This is a genomic window from SAR202 cluster bacterium (assembly GCA_016872285.1).
In the GTDB taxonomy this organism is placed as follows: Bacteria; Chloroflexota; Dehalococcoidia; order Lucifugimonadales.
Genome location: VGZZ01000017.1, coordinates 26,957 through 47,447 on the forward strand (window position 1 = coordinate 26,957; position 20,491 = coordinate 47,447).

17 protein-coding genes are annotated in these 20,491 nt (G+C 59.9%); 7 read left to right on the forward strand and 10 right to left on the reverse strand.

Annotated features, from left to right (window positions below):
- Positions 1-57: 57 nt before the first annotated feature.
- On the forward strand, positions 58-639 hold the full coding sequence (locus FJ320_06305) for a hypothetical protein (protein MBM3925587.1): 582 nt from the start codon (positions 58-60) through the stop codon (positions 637-639).
- 24 nt (positions 640-663) lie between these two features.
- Positions 664-1,677, forward strand: coding sequence for a hypothetical protein (locus FJ320_06310; protein ID MBM3925588.1), 1,014 nt, complete (start codon positions 664-666; stop codon positions 1,675-1,677).
- Between the two features lie 94 nt (positions 1,678-1,771).
- Here the strand turns inward: FJ320_06310 and FJ320_06315 are convergent, their stop codons facing one another.
- The 4 genes from FJ320_06315 to FJ320_06330 form a co-directional block, all read right to left on the reverse strand.
- Positions 1,772-2,212 (reverse strand): hypothetical protein, encoded by a 441-nt coding sequence (locus FJ320_06315; GenBank protein MBM3925589.1) that lies wholly within the window; start codon positions 2,210-2,212, stop codon positions 1,772-1,774.
- Positions 2,213-2,936: 724 nt separating this feature from the next.
- The gene (gene dapA, locus FJ320_06320) at positions 2,937-3,848 is read right to left on the reverse strand and encodes a 4-hydroxy-tetrahydrodipicolinate synthase (protein MBM3925590.1); all 912 of its coding nucleotides are present in this window, start codon (positions 3,846-3,848) and stop codon (positions 2,937-2,939) included.
- Positions 3,849-4,126: 278 nt separating this feature from the next.
- On the reverse strand, positions 4,127-5,242 hold the full coding sequence (locus tag FJ320_06325) for an aspartate-semialdehyde dehydrogenase (protein ID MBM3925591.1): 1,116 nt from the start codon (positions 5,240-5,242) through the stop codon (positions 4,127-4,129).
- Between the two features lie 16 nt (positions 5,243-5,258).
- Positions 5,259-6,056: a 4-hydroxy-tetrahydrodipicolinate reductase gene (locus FJ320_06330; GenBank protein MBM3925592.1), complete on the reverse strand. Its 798-nt coding sequence runs from the start codon at positions 6,054-6,056 to the stop codon at positions 5,259-5,261.
- Between the two features lie 174 nt (positions 6,057-6,230).
- Here FJ320_06330 and FJ320_06335 point away from each other — a divergent pair, with 174 nt between their 5' ends.
- On the forward strand, positions 6,231-7,673 hold the full coding sequence (locus FJ320_06335) for an HD domain-containing protein (protein MBM3925593.1): 1,443 nt from the start codon (positions 6,231-6,233) through the stop codon (positions 7,671-7,673).
- A 192-nt stretch (positions 7,674-7,865) separates the two neighbouring features.
- Positions 7,866-8,306 carry an ester cyclase gene (locus FJ320_06340; GenBank protein ID MBM3925594.1) on the forward strand — a complete coding sequence of 147 codons (441 nt, stop codon included), beginning with the start codon at positions 7,866-7,868 and terminating at the stop codon, positions 8,304-8,306.
- Positions 8,307-8,326: 20 nt separating this feature from the next.
- On the opposite strand, the gene FJ320_06345 is transcribed toward FJ320_06340, so the two are convergent.
- From FJ320_06345 to rpsO, 4 genes are all read right to left on the reverse strand, one after another.
- Positions 8,327-8,725: a phage holin family protein gene (locus tag FJ320_06345; GenBank protein ID MBM3925595.1), complete on the reverse strand. Its 399-nt coding sequence runs from the start codon at positions 8,723-8,725 to the stop codon at positions 8,327-8,329.
- 201 nt (positions 8,726-8,926) lie between these two features.
- On the reverse strand, positions 8,927-10,849 hold the full coding sequence (locus tag FJ320_06350) for a hypothetical protein (GenBank protein MBM3925596.1): 1,923 nt from the start codon (positions 10,847-10,849) through the stop codon (positions 8,927-8,929).
- 340 nt (positions 10,850-11,189) lie between these two features.
- On the reverse strand, positions 11,190-13,649 hold the full coding sequence (locus FJ320_06355; GenBank protein MBM3925597.1) for a polyribonucleotide nucleotidyltransferase: 2,460 nt from the start codon (positions 13,647-13,649) through the stop codon (positions 11,190-11,192).
- Between the two features lie 72 nt (positions 13,650-13,721).
- The gene (gene rpsO / locus FJ320_06360) at positions 13,722-13,985 is read right to left on the reverse strand and encodes a 30S ribosomal protein S15 (GenBank protein MBM3925598.1); all 264 of its coding nucleotides are present in this window, start codon (positions 13,983-13,985) and stop codon (positions 13,722-13,724) included.
- A gap of 270 nt (positions 13,986-14,255) precedes the next feature.
- Between rpsO and rsmI the strand changes: the two genes are divergently transcribed.
- On the forward strand, positions 14,256-15,104 hold the full coding sequence (gene rsmI / locus FJ320_06365; protein MBM3925599.1) for a 16S rRNA (cytidine(1402)-2'-O)-methyltransferase: 849 nt from the start codon (positions 14,256-14,258) through the stop codon (positions 15,102-15,104).
- A gap of 320 nt (positions 15,105-15,424) precedes the next feature.
- Here the strand turns inward: rsmI and FJ320_06370 are convergent, their stop codons facing one another.
- The gene (locus FJ320_06370; GenBank protein MBM3925600.1) at positions 15,425-15,799 is read right to left on the reverse strand and encodes a hypothetical protein; all 375 of its coding nucleotides are present in this window, start codon (positions 15,797-15,799) and stop codon (positions 15,425-15,427) included.
- 780 nt (positions 15,800-16,579) lie between these two features.
- Between FJ320_06370 and metG the strand changes: the two genes are divergently transcribed.
- Complete coding sequence (metG, locus tag FJ320_06375) at positions 16,580-18,268, forward strand: methionine--tRNA ligase (GenBank protein MBM3925601.1); 1,689 nt, start codon at positions 16,580-16,582, stop codon at positions 18,266-18,268.
- Between the two features lie 497 nt (positions 18,269-18,765).
- On the forward strand, positions 18,766-19,773 hold the full coding sequence (locus FJ320_06380) for a polyprenyl synthetase family protein (GenBank protein ID MBM3925602.1): 1,008 nt from the start codon (positions 18,766-18,768) through the stop codon (positions 19,771-19,773).
- 507 nt (positions 19,774-20,280) lie between these two features.
- On the opposite strand, the gene FJ320_06385 is transcribed toward FJ320_06380, so the two are convergent.
- The coding region (locus tag FJ320_06385) for an amidohydrolase family protein (GenBank protein MBM3925603.1) at positions 20,281-20,491 on the reverse strand (211 nt) is incomplete at its 5' end.

Sequence of the window (20,491 nt, forward strand, 5' to 3'; positions counted from 1 at the left end):
ATAGAACACCCCCTCATCATGGGCCCACGCCCCAAAGGTATTTGAAAGGACAACCCTATGCGCGCACCCTCCCTCGCACCCAGACCCTGGCGGCTCCTCCTCCCCTTCCTCCTCCTTACCCTCACCCTGGCCCTCGGCCTCGTCGCCTGCGCCGACGCCTCCACCCCGGCCGGCGGGGAACCGAGCGTAGCGAGTCCTGAGCGCAGCGAAGGACCTACCGCCGACCAGTCCAACGACGGCGGCTCCTCCGGGCGGGGGCCGAGCGAAGCGAGTCCTGAGCCTGTCGAAGGACCTCAGCGCTCCGCCCTCTCTAAAAGCGAGACCAGCGCCGGCGGGTCTGGCGGCGCCACCCAGCCCATGATGGCCGCCCCCGACCCCAACATGACCTATCAGTGGATCGGCGAAATCCTGGCCGGTGACGGCCGCGGCATCGAGCTCCGCTCCTCTATCTGCGGCGGCGAGGTCTGGGCATTGACCTTCGCCGACCCCGATCTCGAAAAGAAGGCTGCTAGCAGTGATGGTCAAAAGGTCATTATCTGGGGCAAGGTGTCCACCAAGAGCGACGTAAGCATTCAACCTCTAGCCCCAACCGCCTCCGCCGACACCGCCGTCTACAGCCGCCCCGCCATCGCCGTCTAGGCCGTCTACCTCGCCGACGAGCCTATGCCCAGAATCTACGTCCAGGAATACCCTTGCATGGACGACGACATGATCGACCAGATGTACGCCTGGATCGGCGCCGTCGTCGTCAGCGACATCGAAGGCCGACACCTGGAGCTGGACCGCGGCTGCGATAGCTGGGTCCTCGTCGCCGAGTCTGATGAAGTCGCCCGGCGAATGGAAGCCAACGTCGGCCAGAAAGTCATCATCTGGGGCCAGGTCTCCCGCGACCCCAGCATCTACATGCGCCAGACCATCAAAGTCGACTCCGCCCACCGGCCCGGCGACCCTATCCCGGATATCTACATCGCCGACTACCCCTGCGGCGGCGTCACCCCCATCGACTCCGGTCCTATCTACGCCGATCCCATCTACCCCAGCTTCGGCCTCGAGTTTGGCGAGCTGGCCGCCGTCGGCAAAATCGTCAAATCCGGCGACGCCGTCTACCTTGAGACCCCCGCAGGCAAAATCCTCCTCCAGGGCGAGGCCGCCAAGTCCTGGCTAGCTAGCGGCGGCTACGACGCCCCAACCCCCTGCTGCAGCTGCCAGGCCTCCAGACCCTACGAGGGCGAGGTCATCGTCGTCGGCAAGTGGGAGATGAGCGGCGGCAGCCTCATCATCCACGCCCGCTATATCGCCCCCTACGCCTACGACACGGTCTGCCCCAAGCCTACCGACCCTCCTCAACCTCCCCCTCCCTCTGATAACCTCGGCGTTCTTTACGGCCAGGTCCACATCGGCCCCCTCTGCCCCGTCGAACCCTGCTCCCCCAGCGTCCCCAACCCCTTCGAGTCCCGCTCCCTCCTCCTCCAGCCCTCCGACGGCCGGGACATCCTCCTGGAAGTCCCCCTCACTCCCGACGGCTGGTTCAAGTGGCAGCTAAACGCCGGGACCTACGTCGTCAACCTCAGCGACTGCGACTTCATGGGCTGCAAGACCGCCCTCCCCCTCAAAGTCGACATCCGCCCCGGCGAAGTCACAGAACTCCAAATCAGAATCGACACCGGCATCCGCTAGCACGCCTCCTCGCTAGCCTGCCGAAACCAGAGCGAGCGCCCCGATATAAATCGGGGCGCTCGCTCATTTCCTTTCCGTCATCCCATGGGTTTATTCAAAACGCCTCTTTGTTTTTGGGCGTCTTTGGATACTGGCGCTTTAATATCAAAACTATTAAATACCCACCGACAATTTCTGAAAGGCCAATAACAAGGACAATTGCAAGTCTATCAACACTACTTGTAGAAAATTCCGTAACCCATGCAATAAAAGTAACTAGCGTTATCAGTGCCCCTGCCTTTATAAGGCCTGCTGCTGTCAACCATAGCCATACACCAAGCGCATCTTTATAACGTAACAACAGCTTGATCTCTCCCCCGCGTCTCTTCTCGTCATTAGAAGTCATCTCCTTAGTGACCGCTGCGGCCAACCTACTCTCAGGCCCCTTTACTATCTTTGCCAGCTTCGCGCTTGCCAAAAGAAGACCGAGCGAACATACCCAGGATAATGCCAAGTAGGGCAACATTATCACCCAAATGTCCAAGTCCCTGTCCAAGACCAAAGATGCTATATGCAGCCCCCCGAAGAGACTGAGGAATAATATTGAAAGGTAAGCGCCCACAATGCCGAAGATTAAAAAAAGCCCATGCCGCTAGTTCCAATACTATAAATTTAAAGTCTGGTATTTCTTCCAGCGCTGCCTCAACCTGACCATCGGTTTGCCCTTCCCATGCAGATACTGCCACTATTCCAAATAACAGAAAAACGCTCAGAACCCCAGATATACCAGAAAATGCCTTCACCAAGCCCGAATTTGTGGCTTCAGTGGTCGCTAGTAGAAGCATCATGGAAACAAAGCATCCTAACGCAGAGGCTCCCATCCAACTTAGGTTAGCCCTTGACTAAGCTGCTATACGGTCTCGCCAAGTCAATGATCTAGTTGACTTATTTTTAGACCATGATTTCGCGATGAGAAAGATTCCAGTTGTAGCCACAAAAAACCCGATAGCCATCAATACCTGTCCAATTACAGCCACCGCATCTTCTGCTGTTGTCCCTCCGTGTTCAATTAGAAGAACTTCACCCACGGCCCCTAAGAAAAATAGTCCTACGCCCCAATATATTGCCCTTCTGGGTTTTAAGAATAGGATTTTCACTCTTTATCGCTAGCCTAACTAATACTGCCTTTGAGCAGGCCAGCGAATAGTTTACACAAAAAGCAACTCCGCCCACCCTTACGAGTGAGCGGAGCCTTAAAGTCCGCGAATTGTATATTCCCCCTACCCCACCGCCAAATCCACCCTATACTCCTCCAGCCACTTGTCTATCACCGCCGCAGCCTTGGCGTCCGGCTCCACCAGCGGCAGCCGGGGCTTCCCCACCCGGAACCCCGCCTTATTCATGGCGTACTTGATGGGTATCGGGTTCGTCGACACGCTGCAGAACCCTATCCCTATCGGCATCAGCCTCAGATGCTCCGCCTGCGCCTCCCTCATCTTCCCCGACGCCGTCAGCTCCACCAGCCGCTTCATCTGCCGGCCGAACAGGTTCCCGATAACGCTGACGATGCCATAGCCCCCCAGCGCCATAATCGGGTACGTCTCCCCATCGTTCCCGCTCCACACCTTGAACCCGTCCCTCGACCCGTCGATTATTCTCGCAATCTGCTCCATGTTCCCGCTGGCCTCTTTGACCCCGACGATGTTGTCAATCTGGCTGCATCGCACCGTCGTCTCTACCGACATGTTCACCGACGCGCGGCCCGGTATGTTGTACATCATGCACGGCAGATGCGTTGAGCCCGCGATAGCCTTGAAATGCTGATAGATGCCTTCCTGGGGCGGCTTGTTGTAGTACGGCACGGTGAGCAGCAGCCCGTCCACCCCCACCTCCTCCGCCTGTTTGGTCAGTTCGATGCTTTCGTGGGTGTTGTAGTTGCCGGTGTTGGCCACCACCTTCCCCTTCTTGCCGATGGCCGCCTTCGTCTCGGCCCACATCCGCAGCTTCTCCTCGTTGGTCAGCGTCGGGTTCTCCCCCGTCGTCCCGCACACCACCACCCCGTCGTTCCCCGACTCTATCAGCCCCTTCGCCAGCTTCTTCACCTGCCCCCAGTCGATGCGCCCCTGCTCGTCCATAGGCGTCACCATCGCCGTTAGAAGTCGTCCTAAGTCAGACCCCTGCGAGTTAGCCATTTTAGTTCACTCCTTTGCGAGAATGGGACTGGCGGCTTTTATTGTCATTCTGAGCGGAGTCGGTACCCCGACGTAGTCGAAGAATCTGTTCTGCCTGCAACCTCGCCTCATTATTTGCCACTACGTCTCCCCTGGAAATGAAGGGGGTCGCCTTGCCTCTCCTTCTCCTTTCCTCTCCCTTGATGGGAGAGGACATAAGGTGAGGGTGAAACCCTGTAGGCTCGATGCATCTGGCAAACCAATTCATCATATCTTCTAAGAAAATTAGGTGTCCTCCCCTACTCTCCTCTGGCCGACGCGCTATCCTTCCCAACCTTCAAGCACCCCCTCTTCAGCACCTCCTCCGCTATCTGCAAGGCGTTCAGCGCGGCGCCCTTCCTCAGGTTATCACTCACCACCCACATCGCCAGGCCGTTCGACACCGTCGGGTCCCTCCGAATCCGTCCCACATACACATCGTCCGTGCCGCCCAGGTCCCACGGCATCGGGTACTTCGACGACCCCGGCTCGTCCACCACCGTCACCCCCGGCATCGACGACAGCAGCCGCCGCGCCTCCTCCACCGACATAGGCCGCTGGAACTCGACATGTACCGCCTCGCTGTGGCACGTGTACACCGGCACCCTCACGCACGTCGCCGACACCTTGATGCTCGAATCGTGCATTATCTTGCACGTCTCCGCAATCATCTTCTCCTCTTCTTCGCTGTACCCGCTAGCGGCGAAGCTCCCAATCTGCGGCACCAGGTTGAACGCGATCTGATGCGGCAGCGCCTTGGCGTCCACCCTCTTGGGGCGGGGGCCGAGCGAAGCGAGTCCTGAGTGAAGTCCGTACTCGGACGTAGTCGAAAGATCTAAACCTAACAATTCAACCGACTGATCGTTTAATTCCGTCACGGCCTGTCCTCCCGCTCCCGACACCGCCTGGTACGTGTCCACCACCACCCGCTTGATAGGGTTGGCTTTATGTAAAGGATGCAGCGCCATCACTAGCTGCGTCGTCGAGCAGTTGGGTATCGATATAATTCCGCGATGCCACTCCACGTCCTTGCCGTTGACCTCCGGTATCACCAGCGGCACGTCGTCCCGCATCCGGAACGCCGAACTGTCGTCGATGACCAGGCACCCCCGCTCGTTGGCAAAGGGCTGTAGCTGTTTGCTGATGGTCGAGCTTACCGATATGAACGCGATGTCGACGTTCTTGAAGGACTCTTGCTTGGTCTCCTGCACCACCATCTCCTGCCCCGCCACCGACATCCTCTTCCCTGCCGAACGATGCGATGCCAGCAGCTTCAGGTGGTTGATAGGAAACGGACGCTGTTCCAGTATCTTCAGGAACTCCCGCCCGACAGCTCCCGTAGCCCCGACCACCGCTATGTTCACTTCCCGTGCCATATGCTCCTGTCCTTGGCTATTGCAGCCCCAAAATCTTGTCCAGCCCCACTACCAGGCCCTTCCGATTCACCACCTCCCGGACCGCCGCCAGCACCCCGGGCATGTAGCAGTCGCGCCCCAGCACGTCGTGGCGAAGCGTCAGCGTCTGCCCCTGTATCCCCATGACGACCTCGTGGTGCGCACTCCGTCCCGGCTGTCGAAGGCTGTGTATGCCGACTCCCCCCTGCTCGCCGCCCATAGTCCCCGCCAGCGTCTGCTTCTCAGGCCTGTTCCGCTTGAACGCCTTCTTCGACTGTGTCGCCGCCCGCGCTATCGACAGCGACGTCCCCGACGGCGAATCTATTTTCTGCTCGTGATGCGACTCGATTATGTCAATATAGTCGAAATACGGCGCCGCCTTCCTCACCAGGTCCATCAGCACCACCGCCCCCAGCGCAAAGTTGGACGCCAGCACCACCCCCACCTTCCGCTCCGCCGCCATGCTTTCAATTCTCGATATTTCCGCCTCGCTCAGCCCTGTGCTCCCCGACACAAACCGCACCCCCCGCTTTATCGACTCGCTGGCCGCAGACTTGCATCCTTCGGCGTTGGTGAAATCCACCACCACGTCCGGCTTCGTCTCCTCCAGCACCGCCCCCAGGTCTGACGACAGCGGTATAGTCCGGCTGTCTCCAGGAATGCTGAGCAAGTTGGTCTTAGCCGTGCGGTCCGCTGCCCCTACGGCCTCCATGTCCGGGGCCTTGGTCACAGCTCTCAGCACTTCCTGGCCCATCTTGCCCAGGACGCCGTGGACTACAACCCTTATGGCCGCCATCCAACCCTTCCTACAATAAATTGTTTAAAGTGTACCCCTATTTGGCAGGAGGTCAAGAGGTAATTTGGGAAAAGGCTATCCGCCGTATTATGCTTATATCGCCATGGTGAAATCCTTCGTGTTTATATCTGAAAAACCCGGAAGCCACGACTCCCGGTATTAAGCGGAGAAGCCGTGAGCCAGCCACTCCCTCCCCGCCTCGCCGAAGTCGTCGCTGCTCTCTCCTTTGCCACTGACCTCGGCATGGGCCAGCCCATGGGCCACGCCCTCCGCACCTGCCTCCTGTCCATGCGGATAGGGCGCGCCCTGAATCTTAAGGAATCAGAACTCGGCGGACTGTACTACGTCTCCCTCCTGCGCCGCATCGGCTGTACCAGCGACTCCCACGACCTCGCCGGCTGGTTCCCAGATGACATCGCTGCCCACGCCCGGCTGTTCCTCATCGACTTCGCCAAGCCTTCTCAAGTCCTCCGCGATGTTGTAAAACACGCCGGTGGGGGCGCAGGCACCGTGCGCAGGGCGCGCATGCTAGTAGGCGCTTTGACAGGCGGAAAGAGCGGCGTTGAGGTGTTCTTCCGCTCAAGCTGCGAGGTGGCGCAAAGGTTAGCGGAGCGTTTGCAGTTTTCAGATAACGTCCTCCGACCTCTTGACCAGACCTTCGAGCGATGGGACGGCAAGGGCTTTCCTAAGAATATAAAGGGGGAACAGCTTGCCCTCTCTACTCGCATCGCCCAGGTAACGGAAGACGCCGAGGTCTACCACCGGCTGGGCGGCCCCGAGGCAGCCGTTGCCATCGTGCGTCAACGCTCCGGCCACACCCACGACCCGGCCTTGGCAGACCTCTTCTGCAAAATGGGGCCGGAATTGTTCCGCCAGATCGATGTCCTATCGCCCTGGGAAGCGGTCATGGCCGAAGAGCCAGGCACGCCGAAGTTGCTCTCTGAGGCTGAGTTCGACAGAGCTCTCGAAGCCATGGCAGACTTTACCGATCTGAAGTCACCTTACTTCACCGGCCACTCTCGAGGCGTTGCCTCCTTCGCCGCCCTGGCTGCCCAGTGTCATGGGCTTCCCGAGGCGGATGTGCGCCTCTTGCGCCGCGCCGGCCTGGTTCATGACTTAGGAAAGTCAGGTATTCCCAACAGCGTTTGGGAAAAGCCAGGTTCCCTCTCCGACGGCGAGTGGGAACAGGTACGTTTGCATTCCTACTATACCGAGCGCGTTCTTGCACGCCCCCCTGCCCTCGCCGCCATCTCCTCCGTGGCTTCTATGCATCACGAGCGTATTGACGGTTCCGGATACCATCGTGGTGTGACTCGACAAGCCCAGCCTATTACCTCACGCATCCTAGCGGCGGCGGACACATATCAAACAAAGATTGAGCACCGCCCACACCGCGCGGCCTTGGCCCCGCAGGACGCCGCCGCAGAACTGCAATCCCTGGCTAATCAGGGGCGGATCGATAGTGAAGCCTTGGCCGCAGTTCTTACTGCCGTTGGTCACAAAGCCGCCCGTAAGGAATGGCCCGCTAGCCTGACTTCTCGCGAAGTAGAGGTGCTACGCCTCATCGCACAGGGATATTCCCAAAAGCAGGTCGCAGCAGACCTCTATCTCTCCTAGTTCACAGTGAACCACCACATCCGCCACATCTACAACAAGATCGGAGTATCCACACGTGCCGCTGCGACCCTCTTTGCCATGCAGCACCAACTGCTAGAGCCCGTTGACCTCTCCGAAAAATAGCCTGTTTAAGCGATGCCCCCTCCCGACTGCGCCTCCTAAAATCAAATCACCTTTCCACGGAGGCCTGTCATGACCCAGCAGAATCGAACACTTATCCATCGCTACTTTGACGAACTCCTCAGCAAGGGTAATCTGGCAGTTATGGATCAGATCTTAGCCCACAACGTAACGGTGTACCCGCCTGCGTACATGGGTGAACCCTTGCGCGGCATCGATGCGGTGCGCGGCTGGTTCACCGCGCTGCGGCGTGCATTCCCCGATTTCCAGTTCAACCTCGGTGAGGAGTTCGGCGACGGCAACACCATCGCCAGTACTTTCCGAATGCACGGCACCCACAAGGCAGAATATATGGGGTTGCCCGCCACCGGCAACAAGATCGACCTAAGCGGCGCCGACGTGTTCAAGTTCGCCAATGGCAGAATCCAGGAAATCCACATCTTTTACGATACCCTTGGCCTGGTCAGCCAGCTTGGGGTAGTAAAGTGGCCCCCGCAGCCTGCGCCTAGATAGGCGGCCAGCGCCACTCCCCCTCACATCCTCTTCGTCAAATCCCCCGCAATCCTCTCCTCGTCCACAAATCGAGTCACCACAAACGTCACCAGGCTAATAATCAGCGCCCCCAGCACCGCCGGCCAGAACCCGTCGATGGCGAAGTTCAGGTCGTCAATCTTCTCCGCAATCCACTCCGTCAAAAGCAGCAGCAGCGCGTTTAAGACAATCAAGAAGATGCCCAGAGTCAAAATCGTTATCGGCAGCGTGAGAATCTGCAGCGCTGGCTTCACATACGCGTTCAGCAGCCCCAGTATCAGCGACACCGCGATGATCGACACCGCCCCCTCCAGCTCAATCCCATCCACCAGCGCCGCCGCCACCCACACTGCCAGCGCCAGTATCGCCCACCAAATGACGAATGTAATTATTCCAGCCATGCTATCGTCTTATTATCGACCCGCCGGGCCTCGACCATATCGCCGCCCCCGACATGATGAGAACAATCCCCACCAACACAAACGCCAGGTCCCTCGATGACATATCCAGCGCCTCGAGTATTAGCGCGAACCCTAAGGCCACCAAGCCAATCGACAGCAGCCTCCAAAGCGTCATGGGTAGCTCCTTTATACCGTACTGCCCTACCCCTTGAACACCTGCACCCGGTCGTTATTCCCGTCCGCCACGTAAACAAACCCGCCCTCGTCCGCCGCCACGCCCCGCGCGAACCGTAGCCGCCCTTCATGCGTCCCGAACCCCCCGAACTCCCCCAAATACGCCCCCTCCGACGAGAATTTTTGCACTCGCTGGTTCTGATAGTCCGCCACGTACACGTTCCCCGCGCGGTCCACCGCTATGCCGCGAGGCGACAGGAACTGCCCCGGACCCGCGCCGTGCGACCCTATGTTCATCAGCGGGTTCCCATCCGGCGACAGCTTCCTCACCCTAAAGTTGAATGTGTCCGCCACGTATAAATTCCCCACCGCGTCCAGCGCCAGCCCAAAGGGGTTATCGAAACCTTCGCCGCCTCCGCTGCCGCCCCCAACCCCGGTCAATCGATTCACTTCCTGCCCATTCGGCGTGAACCGGATTATGACCCCCTCCGCCGGCAGCGACACGTATACGTAATCCTTCGACGCCGCTATCGCCCACGGCCTTCCCGGCACAGGCCATATCCCCTCCAGCGCTCCTGCGGGCGTGTATTTCTTCACTCGATTGGTAAATGTGTCCGCCACATAGACAAATCCGCCGCCGCTGGCAATGCTTCGAGGAAAGTTGAACTGTCCCTGGCCGTTGCCGGGCTCGCCCCACATCCGAACAAAATACGACGGCGGCGTGGGCGGCGTCACCGCCACGGGCGGCGCCGGCGGCGGCACGCTGGCCCGCAGCCTCTCAGGCCCGAATATCTGTACCCTATCGTTATTCCCATCGGCCACATACAACAGCCCGTCCGGCCCCGACGACAGCGCCCTGGCAAATCGGAACTGCCCGTCCCCCGCCCCAAAGCCTCCCCACTCGGATATGAATGTCCCGTCCCTGGCGAACTGCTTTATCCTGAAGCTCTCCATATCCGTGACAAAAACATTTCCTATCCTGTCCACCGTTATCCCCGTGGGGTAGTTGAAATCTCCAGGCCCCGTTCCCTGCTTCCCCCACTTGGCCCTGAACCTGCCGTCAGGCCCAAAGACCTGTACCCTGTGGTTCCCTCCATCCAGCGCATATATCGCCCCCACCTCGTCCACCGCCACCGCCCTCACCGACTGGAGCTGCCCGTCCCCGGTGCCCCAGCTTCCAATGGTGTCCACATACAAGCCCTCGGAAGTGAACCTCTGGATCTGGCCGTTGGCCGTGTCCGCCACATACACCCTCCCATCCGGCCCCACCGCGATGCCGAAGGGCGTCTCGAAAGTCCCCTGCCCGTCGCCCTGGCCCCCCCACTGCTTGACCATCACCCCTTCGGGCGACCACTTCTCCACTAGGTTCTCCCCGGGATGCAGGGTGTACACAAACCCCTGCGCGTCCACCGCAATCCCCCACGGCCTCCCCTGCGTCGGCCACGACGCCAAAGGTTCCCCCCTCGCCGTGAACTTCTGCACTCGCAGCGAATATGTGTCCGCGATGTAGACGTTCCCCGCGCTGTCGAAGGCGATCCCCCTGGGCAGATTCAACCGCCCCGGCTCCAATCCCCGCTGTCCCCACTTCGATATATAGACCTGCGGCTCCAGATTCCCAATTATTATCGGCGTAGGCGTGGGTACCGGTACGAGCGTTGGTGTTGGTGTGGGTGTCGGCAGCGCTGTGGGCGTGGGCGTCGGCTCTGTAGTAGGCGTCGGGCTTGGAATCCCCGTCGGCGCCTGATACGGCGTTCGCGTCGGCGTCGGTGTGGACAGAGGGCCCAGCGCAGGCGTAAGTGTTGGCGTCGCCGTAGGCCCCTCCCCCTGCGGATTATTAGCTACCGTTGTCGGCGTCGGCGTCGGTGGCACCCAGGCATCCGTGCCGCCGCACCCCGCCGCCAGCAGCAGCAAAGTAAATGAGATAATACATCCGGCGACTTTTAAGGGCATCATTAACTCGCGACGCAGCTAGGCGCTGCTTTTGGTGCAATGCGCTCACAAACCATTACTACTATTAGCTTCGTCCCGCGCCTCTGCGACAACAAACAGACAGACGAATCCTTTATCGCCCGCACTAATCCAAAAGGATGCCTACCAGCCCGCTAGACGCCCAACCACCTGTGTCATTCCAAATGCGGCCTAGTCTTCGCCTACTATTAAACGATGCAACTATTTATGTAGGGGCGCGGTGACCGCGCCCATCCCCTTACGCCCTCACCACGCTTCCCCAAAAACCAGAAGGCCCCCGATATATCGGGGGCCTTCTCTCCATTATCTCTATTGTCTCTTCCTACGGCCTCTGATACGGCTTCCGGTACCCGCCGCCTCCACCGCCGCCTCCGCGATATCCACCACCGCCGCCGCCGCCACCGTAGCCGCCCCGGCCTCCGCCGTAACCGCCGCGGTCGCCGCCTCCGCCATACCTGGGGCCGCGGTCTCCGCCCCTATCAGGGCCACGGTCTGGCCCCCTATCGGGACCTCTATCCGGCCCTCTATCGCCGCCCCGGTCTCCATCGCCGTATCTGGGCGCGCGGTCCCGGTCTCCGCCACGGCCAAAATCGCGAGGCCCGCTATCCCGGTCTCGAGACGGCGCCGGCCCCCGGTCCCGTCCGCCGAACCCGCCCCTGGGCCCCCGGTCCCGGTCAAACCCGCGGTCCGGCGCCCTCTCGGCCACCGGCCTGGGCTTGTCCTTGTCCTCGAACAGCGCCCGGCGGGACAGGTTCACGCGGCCCATCGAGTCTATCTCGTGGATCATCACCGTGACTTCCTGTCCTATCGAATATCCATTGTCCATTTCGGACATCTCCTCGCGCCTCAGCAACCCGTCCTTCCCCGGCAGCAGCTCTACGAACACGCCGAAGTTGGCCGTTCGCGTCACCTTGCCGGTGAAGATGTCGCCTATCTGCAGCTCGCGAGTCATCCCCTCGATTCTCGCTCGCGCCTTCTGTATCGACGCGTCGTCCACCGCCCCGATGACCACCACGCCCGCGTCGTCTATGTCCACCGTGGCGCCGGACTCTTCGATGATCGACCTTATATTTTTGCCTCCCGGCCCTATGACCGCTCCAATCTTCTCGACAGGTATGGTCATGCGGTACATCTTCGGCGCGTAAGGGCTTAGCGTCGCGCGAGGCTCCGGCAGTGCCGCCTTCATCTTGTCCAGGATGAACAATCGCGCCGCCCTCGCCTGCTCCAGCGCCATCGCCAGAATCTCGTCCGGCAGGGCGTGAATCTTCATATCCATCTGCAGGGCGTTGATGCCTTCCGACGTCCCCGCCACCTTGAAGTCCATGTCCCCCAGGAAGTCTTCGATTCCCTGGATGTCCGTCAGAACGGCGTGCTTTCCGTCCTCGCCCATAATAAGGCCCATGGCAATACCCGCCACCGGTGCCTTAATAGGCACCCCCGCGTCCATCAGCGACAGCGTGCTGCCGCAGACGCTGGCCATGGATGTGCTGCCATTGGAACTGACCACTTCCGATACCACACGAATAGCGTAGGGGAACTCTTCTTCGCTCGGCAGCATCGGCTCCAACGCCCGCTCCGCCAGCGCCCCGTGCCCTATCTCACGGCGGCCCGTGAACATGCGGCCCGTCTCCCCCGTCGAATACGGCGGGAAGTTGTAATGGTGCAAATAGCGCTTGCTCTCCTGCGGGCTCAAGGTGTCCAGCTTCTGTTCCATCCCTATGCTGGCCAGCGTCGCCAGGCTCAGCACCTGCGTCTGCCCTCGAGTAAACAGCCCGCTGCCGTGCGTCCGAGGTATCAGCCCCACCTCTATCGATATGGGCCGTATCTCGTCCGACTTGCGGCCATCCGGTCGAACGCCCCGCTCCAGGATGCGGCTCCGCACCAGGTCCTTCAAAATGCTCTTGAACACGCCGGCGACGGCCTTGGCGTCATACTTCTCTTTCAGCGCCTCCTCCGCCTCCGACCGCAGCGCCTCGATGGCGTCCTCTCGCTCCGACTTCATCGGCGCCCGCTCCAGTGTCTCCACCAGCCGGTTCCCCAGTATCTCCCTCACGGAGCCCTCTAGCTCCGACTTGTCAGCTTCCGGCGGCGGCTCCTGCTTGGCCTTCCCAACGGCTCCGGCCATCTCTTCAATCAGATCGATGATCTCGTTGTTGGTGCGCTTCGCCAGCTTGATGGCCTCTATCACCACCTCCTCCGAAACCTCCGTGGCCCCGGCCTCCACCATCCCCACGCTGTCCCTTGCCCCCGCCACTACCACGCTGAGCTGGCTGGCCTCTATCTCTTCATATGTGGGGTTGACAATATACTGCCCGTCTTTATACGCGACGCGGCACGCCCCCACCGGCCCGCCAAACGGTATGTCCGATATCGACACCGCCGCCGACGCCCCCACAATCCCCAGCACGTCCGGCGGGTTCTGCCGGTCTGCCGACAGCACTGTGACAACAATCTGTAAATCGTTATGTAACGACTTGGGGAAAAGCGGCCTCATGGGGCGGTCGATTAATCGCGCGCTCAGCACCGCTTCCGACGTGGGCCTCCCCTCGCGGCGGAAGAAGCTGCCCGGTATCTTCCCCACGGCGTACAGCCTCTCCTCAAACTCCACCGTCAAAGGCAGGAAATCGATATCCGGCCTCGCCGACTTCGACATCGTCGCCGTCACCAGCGTCACCGTGTCCCCATACCTCACCTGCACCGACCCGCTGGCCTGAAACGCCATGCGGCCAGTCTCAAGGACTAGCTTCTGCCTTCCAATTTGCCTCTCAAAAACGCGGACCATGCTCTGAACCATAGGTAAAGCAATACCTCCTAAAATTGGAGCGCAGAAAAGAAAAAAGCACCCCGCAGGGTGCTATTTCCGCAGACCTAATCTGCCGATAAGGGTCCTGTAGTGTGCGACGTCGTGCCGGGTCAGATAGCTTAATAGCTTCCTTCGACGGCTTACCATCTTCAGGAGGCCTGCTCGTGTGGAGGTGTCCTTGCGATGGGTCTTGAGGTGGCGCGTCAACTCGTTAATCCTCTCGGTAAGCACCGCCACTTGTACATCCACTGAACCTGTATCGCTGTCGCTGAGCCTGTTAGCGGCTATTACCTCCGCCTTCCTGTCCTTATCCACTAATCCCTTACTTCCCTTATCTTTTTCTTTTTACTCGCAGCCATTATACCACACAATCCAAATCCGCAACCCCCGCCCCTCCCGTCCCAATCCCCTCTGGTTCCCCTTCTTCTCCTATTGCAAAGGAGAAGAAGGGGCTAGGGGATGATGAGGTGCTCCTATTTATCTTTCCCCCTTCTCAGAAAAGAGAAGGGGGACAAAGGGGGATGAGTTGGCTTGTAGGTGAACAACATGCCGTACAATAACACGAGTCCCCGCTAAGGATAGGATATGCCGACTTTATTTATAGTCTCCACCCCCATCGGCAACCTCGAAGACATCACCCTCCGCGCCCTCCGCATCCTCCGCGACACCCCCCTCATCGCCGCCGAGGACACCCGCGTCACCCGCAAGCTCCTCGCCCGTCACTCCATCTCCACACCCCTCCTCAGCCTCCACGCCCACAACGAGCCCGCCCGAATCCCCGCCATCCTCGACGCCTTGGCTAAACACGATGTCGCCCTCGTCACCGACGCCGGCTCACCCACCCTCTCCGACCCGGGCGCCCACCTCGTCCGCGCCGCCGCCCAGGCCGGCTGCCCCGTCGTCCCCATCCCCGGTCCCTCCGCCATCACCGCCGCCCTCTCCGCCTCCGGCCTCCCCGCCGACACCTTCACCTTCCTCGGCTTCCTCCCTCGACGCTCCAAAGACCGGCTCTCCACCCTCAAATCCGTCGTCTCTCTTCAGCATACGTTGGTTATATTCGAGGCCCCCCACCGCCTTCAAGACACCCTCCAATCCCTCCTCACCGCCCTCGGCGACCGACCCATCGCCGTCTGTCGCGAGCTAACCAAACTCCACGAAGAAATCTTCCGAGGCTCCATCAGCGACGCCCTCGCCCACTTCACCGCCCCCCGCGGCGAGTTCACCCTGGTCATCGAAGGCTCCTCATCCGTCCCCTCTCTCCCCCCCCAACCCCAAGCCATCCCTCTCCATCAACAACTCGCCGCCCTCAAAGCCCAGGGCCTCCGCGCCAAAGACGCCGTCGCCCAAGTCACCGCCTCCACCGGCCTCCCCAAACGAGACGTCTACAAGGCCTGGCTGGAGCTAGGAAAGCAAGCTGGCAAAGGGGTGGGGTGAGGTGATACGTCATTTCGACCGAAGCGGAGAAACCTCAGCGTGCCGTCCGCCACCTTTACCCGCTGTTTTTGCTGCCATGGTAGTCTTAACGAGAACTCTTTATGTCATCCAACGACAAGGGCTTTATATCATCAAGGTCAATCGCAAAGTAGCAATCGTCGCAAAGCTTAAGCGGCTCGCCAACATCAAAATGGTCTCCGTGCCCCCAATGAGGTTCTCCATCCTCATCCAGGTGATACATACCCAGTTCTAAGCACGCCCACCTCGTGGCTTCATTAGTATGACACTTTTGACATTGCATTAAGGCCTGCCCCTATTTTTTAACTATGCTCCAGTGAGGCCGCATGCGACACATTTAACAATAATCTGGCAGCCTCCGGAACCGCTCTTGGGCTGTCCAAGAAAAACCTCGCCCCAAAGTCCCTTCCGAAGCCTCCACTCGTCGGCATCCTCGCCTGAATACTAATGTTGGGATACTTCGACTCATCATCAACCTCCCCCAGGAACCAAACTTCGATGCGGCCCTGCTCCTTTCTATGGTTCATATAGGCAAATCTCTTGTTTCCTTTTTGAAAATAGCCGCACCACTTAGCTGATTGCGACCTCTGCAAATCTGGCACCTTTGCCTTTAGGCTTGAATAGAGAGCATCGCATAAATCTCTGGACCCTTGGCCAGCTTCCGTGTGATTAGACATCTATCCTCCAAAGGCGCGATTGCCGGTGATTGTACCTTGACCAACGACCCACTAATAGACCTTGTCTGTTGTGACAACTTTTTGTTGCGCCAACCTCCTCCCTTCCCTTATCCTCTCCCCATGCCCACCAACCGCTATCCCATCGCCACCTGTCCCTATAATGTAGGGGCGAGGTCATCTCGCCCTTCCTCTCATTCCCCTTCTACGAATTTCGGATTCGTTTGTGATTCGTTCGTCAAATAATAAAGATGTTAATTTCTGTCAGACACCAAAATGAACCGATTGCCGAGAGGTTGTTCCGGTTGTTTTCAGGCATTTTAGGCACCAAACATCCCCCTTTTTGGAGAAACAACCTCCTCCCATCCCCGCTAATCATCTCGCCTTCCCTACCTCCGAAAACCAACCCCGCACCTTAAAAACGACCAAAACGGCTCCATGCCTAGCTCGTGCCTAAATATTCGATTCGCTTTGAGAAAAAATCGCAAAACGACTCCCTGAAAACGAATCACACCATGTAGCCAGCGAACGCACTGAACGAGCCTATGCCGCACCCTTCAGTGCGTCGAGCACCTTAAAAACACATAACGGAGACCCCGATGACAATCGGGGCGGTACTGATCCCCTCCCCTCTCTCCCTCGTAGGGGCAGGTCTTAGACCTGCCCTGTCCCAACCCCCACCCTGCCACAGCCCGCTTAGACCAATGCCGCACCATTCATGGTGCGGTAGGGCTCCCCCTTCCACATCTGCCCCCCTCTCCCTTCGTATGCTAGACTATCCCCATGCCTGCACAGAGTGAAAAAGTCTTCATCGCCGTCGCCTGGCCCTACGCCAACGGCCCCCTCCACCTCGGCCACATCGCCGGCTGCTACCTCCCCGCCGACATCTTCGCCCGCTACCACCGCCTCAAAGGCAATCGAGTCCTCATGGTCTCCGGCTCCGACCAGCACGGCACCCCCATCACCGTCCGCGCCGAGCAGGAGGGCCTCACCCCCCAGCAGGTCGTCGATAAGTACCACGCCAGCTTCCTCGACTCCTGGAAGCGACTCGGCATCACCTTCGACCTCTTCACCACCACCGGCACCCCCAACCACCGCCAGGTCGCCCACGACATGTTCCTCACCCTCCTCAACAAGGGCTACATCACTAAGGGTACGATGCTCCTCCCATACTGCCCCACCTGCCGCCAGTTCCGGCCAGACCGATATATCGAAGGCATCTGCCCCCACTGTCGATACGTCGGCGCCCGCGGCGACCAGTGCGACAACTGCGGCCGCACCCTCGACCCCCAGGACCTCATCGAGCCCAAATGCCGCGTCTGTATGTCCACCCCCGAGTTCCGTGAGTCCGAGCACTTCTTCCTCAAGCTCACCGCCTTCGAGAAGCCCCTCCAGGACTGGGTCGCCCAGCAGAGTGAGAAGGCCGGCTGGCGGCTCAACGTCCGCAACTTCACCGCCCGATATCTCGCCGACGGCCTCAAGGACCGCGCCATCACCCGAGACATCTCATGGGGCATCCCCGTGCCCGTTCCAGGCTTCGACTCCAAGCGCATCTACGTCTGGTTTGAGGCCGTCTGCGGCTACCTCTCCGCCGCCAAAGAATGGGCCCAGAAACAGGGCGCGCCGGACGCCTGGCAGCACTTCTGGCAAGACCCCTCCTGCCGCGCCTACTACTTCATCGGCAAGGACAACATCCCCTTCCATACCATCATCTGGCCCGCCATGCTCATGGGCCACGGCGGCCTCAATCTCCCTCACGATGTCCCCGCCAACGAGTTCCTCAACCTGGCCGACATGAAGTTCTCCACCAGCCGAAACTACGCCGTCTGGCTCCCCGACTATCTCGATAAGTATGAGCCCGACCCCCTGCGCTACGTCCTGTCCGCCGCCATGCCCGAGACCAGCGACGCCAACTTCACCTGGGCCGATTATGTTCGACGCAACAATCAGGAGCTGGTCGCCACCTACGGGAACCTGGTCCACCGCACCCTCACCCAGGTCCATCGCAACTTCGATGGCAAGTTCCCCCAGCCAGGCCCCCTCGACCCCGACGACCACGCCCTCCTCCACCGCCTCCCCCAGGCCCTCGACTCCACCAGCGACGCCCTGTCCAAATGCAGCTTCCGGCAAGCCCTCGGCGTCGCCATGAGTCTCGCCCAGGACGCCAACCGATATATCGACGCCAAAGCCCCCTGGAAGACCCGCAAGACCGATATCCAGCGCACCGCCACCACCCTCTGGGTCTGCCTGAACGTCATCTCCTGCCTCCGCACCATCACCTACCCCTTCCTCCCCTTCTCCGCCCAGAAACTCCACACCCTCCTCGGCTTCGCCGGCGATGTCCAGTCCTCCGGCTGGCGCCTCCACAACATCAAAGGTGGACACCCCTTCCCCGAACCCACCCCCCTCTTCACTAAACTAGACGAGTCCCTAATAGAATCCGAAACCGCCAAACTCCGCTCCCCCACCTAACCCTATGCCTACCTTGCGAACATGTCATCCTGAGCCCCGCGAAGGATCTAATCGCCGTGACCGCTGCCACATCCCATCCATTACTCCCGTCTCAATTTCTAAATGTAGGGGCGAGGTCGCCTCGCCCTCTCTCTCTTGTCATTCTAAGCGAAGAGCGTACTCGCACGCGGCCGAAGGATCTATGCCCAGCACCAACCTATCGATTACCTACACCTTGGCTTCTCGCCCTTCTCGGGACGTGGCCAGGTGTGGTGTCCCGTCATTGCGACCGAAGTGGAGAAACCCCAACACCCCATTGTCTACTTCACCTCTTTTTAATGTAGAGGCAAGGTCGCCACGCCCTCTCCACTCCTTCTCCCCCTTGATGGGGGAGAATAGAAGAGAGGGTGAATCACTAGCACAACGCTCCGTCCGCCAGGCCAGACTACCCTTCCCTCTGGACTTCTCCTTCTGGTCTCTTCCACCCTTGAGGGGGAAGATTAAGATGGGGGGTCGGGGTGGTGATGGGCGGTGTTCCCAGAATGCTTAAAAACCTAGATCCCACCACCACCCAGATCTACGCCCCCGTCCGGCAGGAACTCGCCCAGGTAGAAACCCGCCTCCGAGACCTCGGCCAGGGCCAGGAACAACACCTCGACGACCTCCTCTCCTACCTCTTCGAACGCGGCGGCAAAGGCATGAGACCCGCCCTCACCCTCCTCGCCTCCAAACTCTTCGGCAAAGGCTCCGACGCCGCCGTCATCATGGCCGTCGCCGTCGAACTCCTCCACATCGCCACCCTCATTCATGACGACACCGTCGATAACTCTGACCTGCGGCGCGGCCAGCAGACCATCAGCAGCCGGTGGGGACGCAACGTCGCCGTCCTCCTCGGCGACTACGTCTTCGCCACCTCCGCCACCTTTGTCTGCGACACCCACAACGTCCGCGTCATCCGACGCTTCTCCGAGACCATCATGGAGCTATCCAGCGGCCAGCTCATGGAGTTCTTCAACACCCGCAACCCGGACGTGGACCGTAAGACCTACGAGGGCCGCATCTTCCGAAAGACCGCCTCCCTCTTCCAGACCGCAGCCGAGACCGGAGCCATTCTGGGCGGCGCCCCGGAAAACGCCGTTCAGGCCCTCAAACAATATGGCTACAACGTCGGCATGGCCTTCCAGATCGTTGACGACATCCTGGACGTCAAAAGCACCGCCGCCGAAATGGGCAAGCCCGTCGGCAATGACCTCCTCCAGGGCGTCCTCACCCTCCCCACCCTCATGCTCCTGGAGCGTTACCCTGACGACAACCCCATCCCCAAACTCTTTGCCGCCCCGGACCAGCGCCAGCACTTAGACAAAGCTCTGTCCATGATCCAAAACTCGGACATCATCGACCGCTGCTACGCCGATGCCGAGGCCTACTGCCGCCGCGCCACCTCAGACCTCTCCGCCCTTCCCTTCTCCCCCTCCCGCGACTCCCTCCTCACCCTCGCCGGCTACGTCACCACCCGCCGCAAATAGTGACATCTTCTAATAGACTTAAGCAGCTCCTGTCACTTACCATTTATTAGTTATTAGCACCCAAGCGCCATATACGTCATTTAGGTGAGCCTTTAGCCCTGAGCGAAGTCCGTACTCGGACGTAGCCGAATGGGGAAGTCGAGAGACCTCAACGTCCCGTCCGCTACCATCACCTTTCATATTGCTGACCACACTGTTCCTAAGCGTCGGCTAAACATTCCCAGAGTAGGCAGTAAAAACAGGATTGTCATCCTGAGCGAAGTCGGTACTCCGACGCAGCCGAAGGATCTATGTCCAAAACCAACCTTTTGCCTGGCCCCTCTTCTTTCCTCTCCCTTGACGGGAGAGGATAAAAGGTGAGGGTGTAACCCTGGCTCAACGATGCTGTGTCATCACCAACCTCTCACATAGCCCCTTCCTCTCCACTGCCCCCTTCCCCCGCTCGGCGGGAGAAGGTTAGTTAGGGGTCCTCCCACTCCTAGCACTCCCTTCTCCCCCTCACCCCTCCTACACCACCTCTCCCCCCAGCACCACCATCCCCACCCTAGCTCCCCTCTCCCCCAACTCCCCCTCCACCACCACCAAATCCCCCGCCTTCCCCACCTGCACCGACCCCAGCAACCCATCCTGCAACCCCACGTACGACCCTCCCAGCGTCCACGCCCGCACCGCCTCCTCCACCCCCACCGACTCCCTCTCCCCCACCACTCCACCCCCC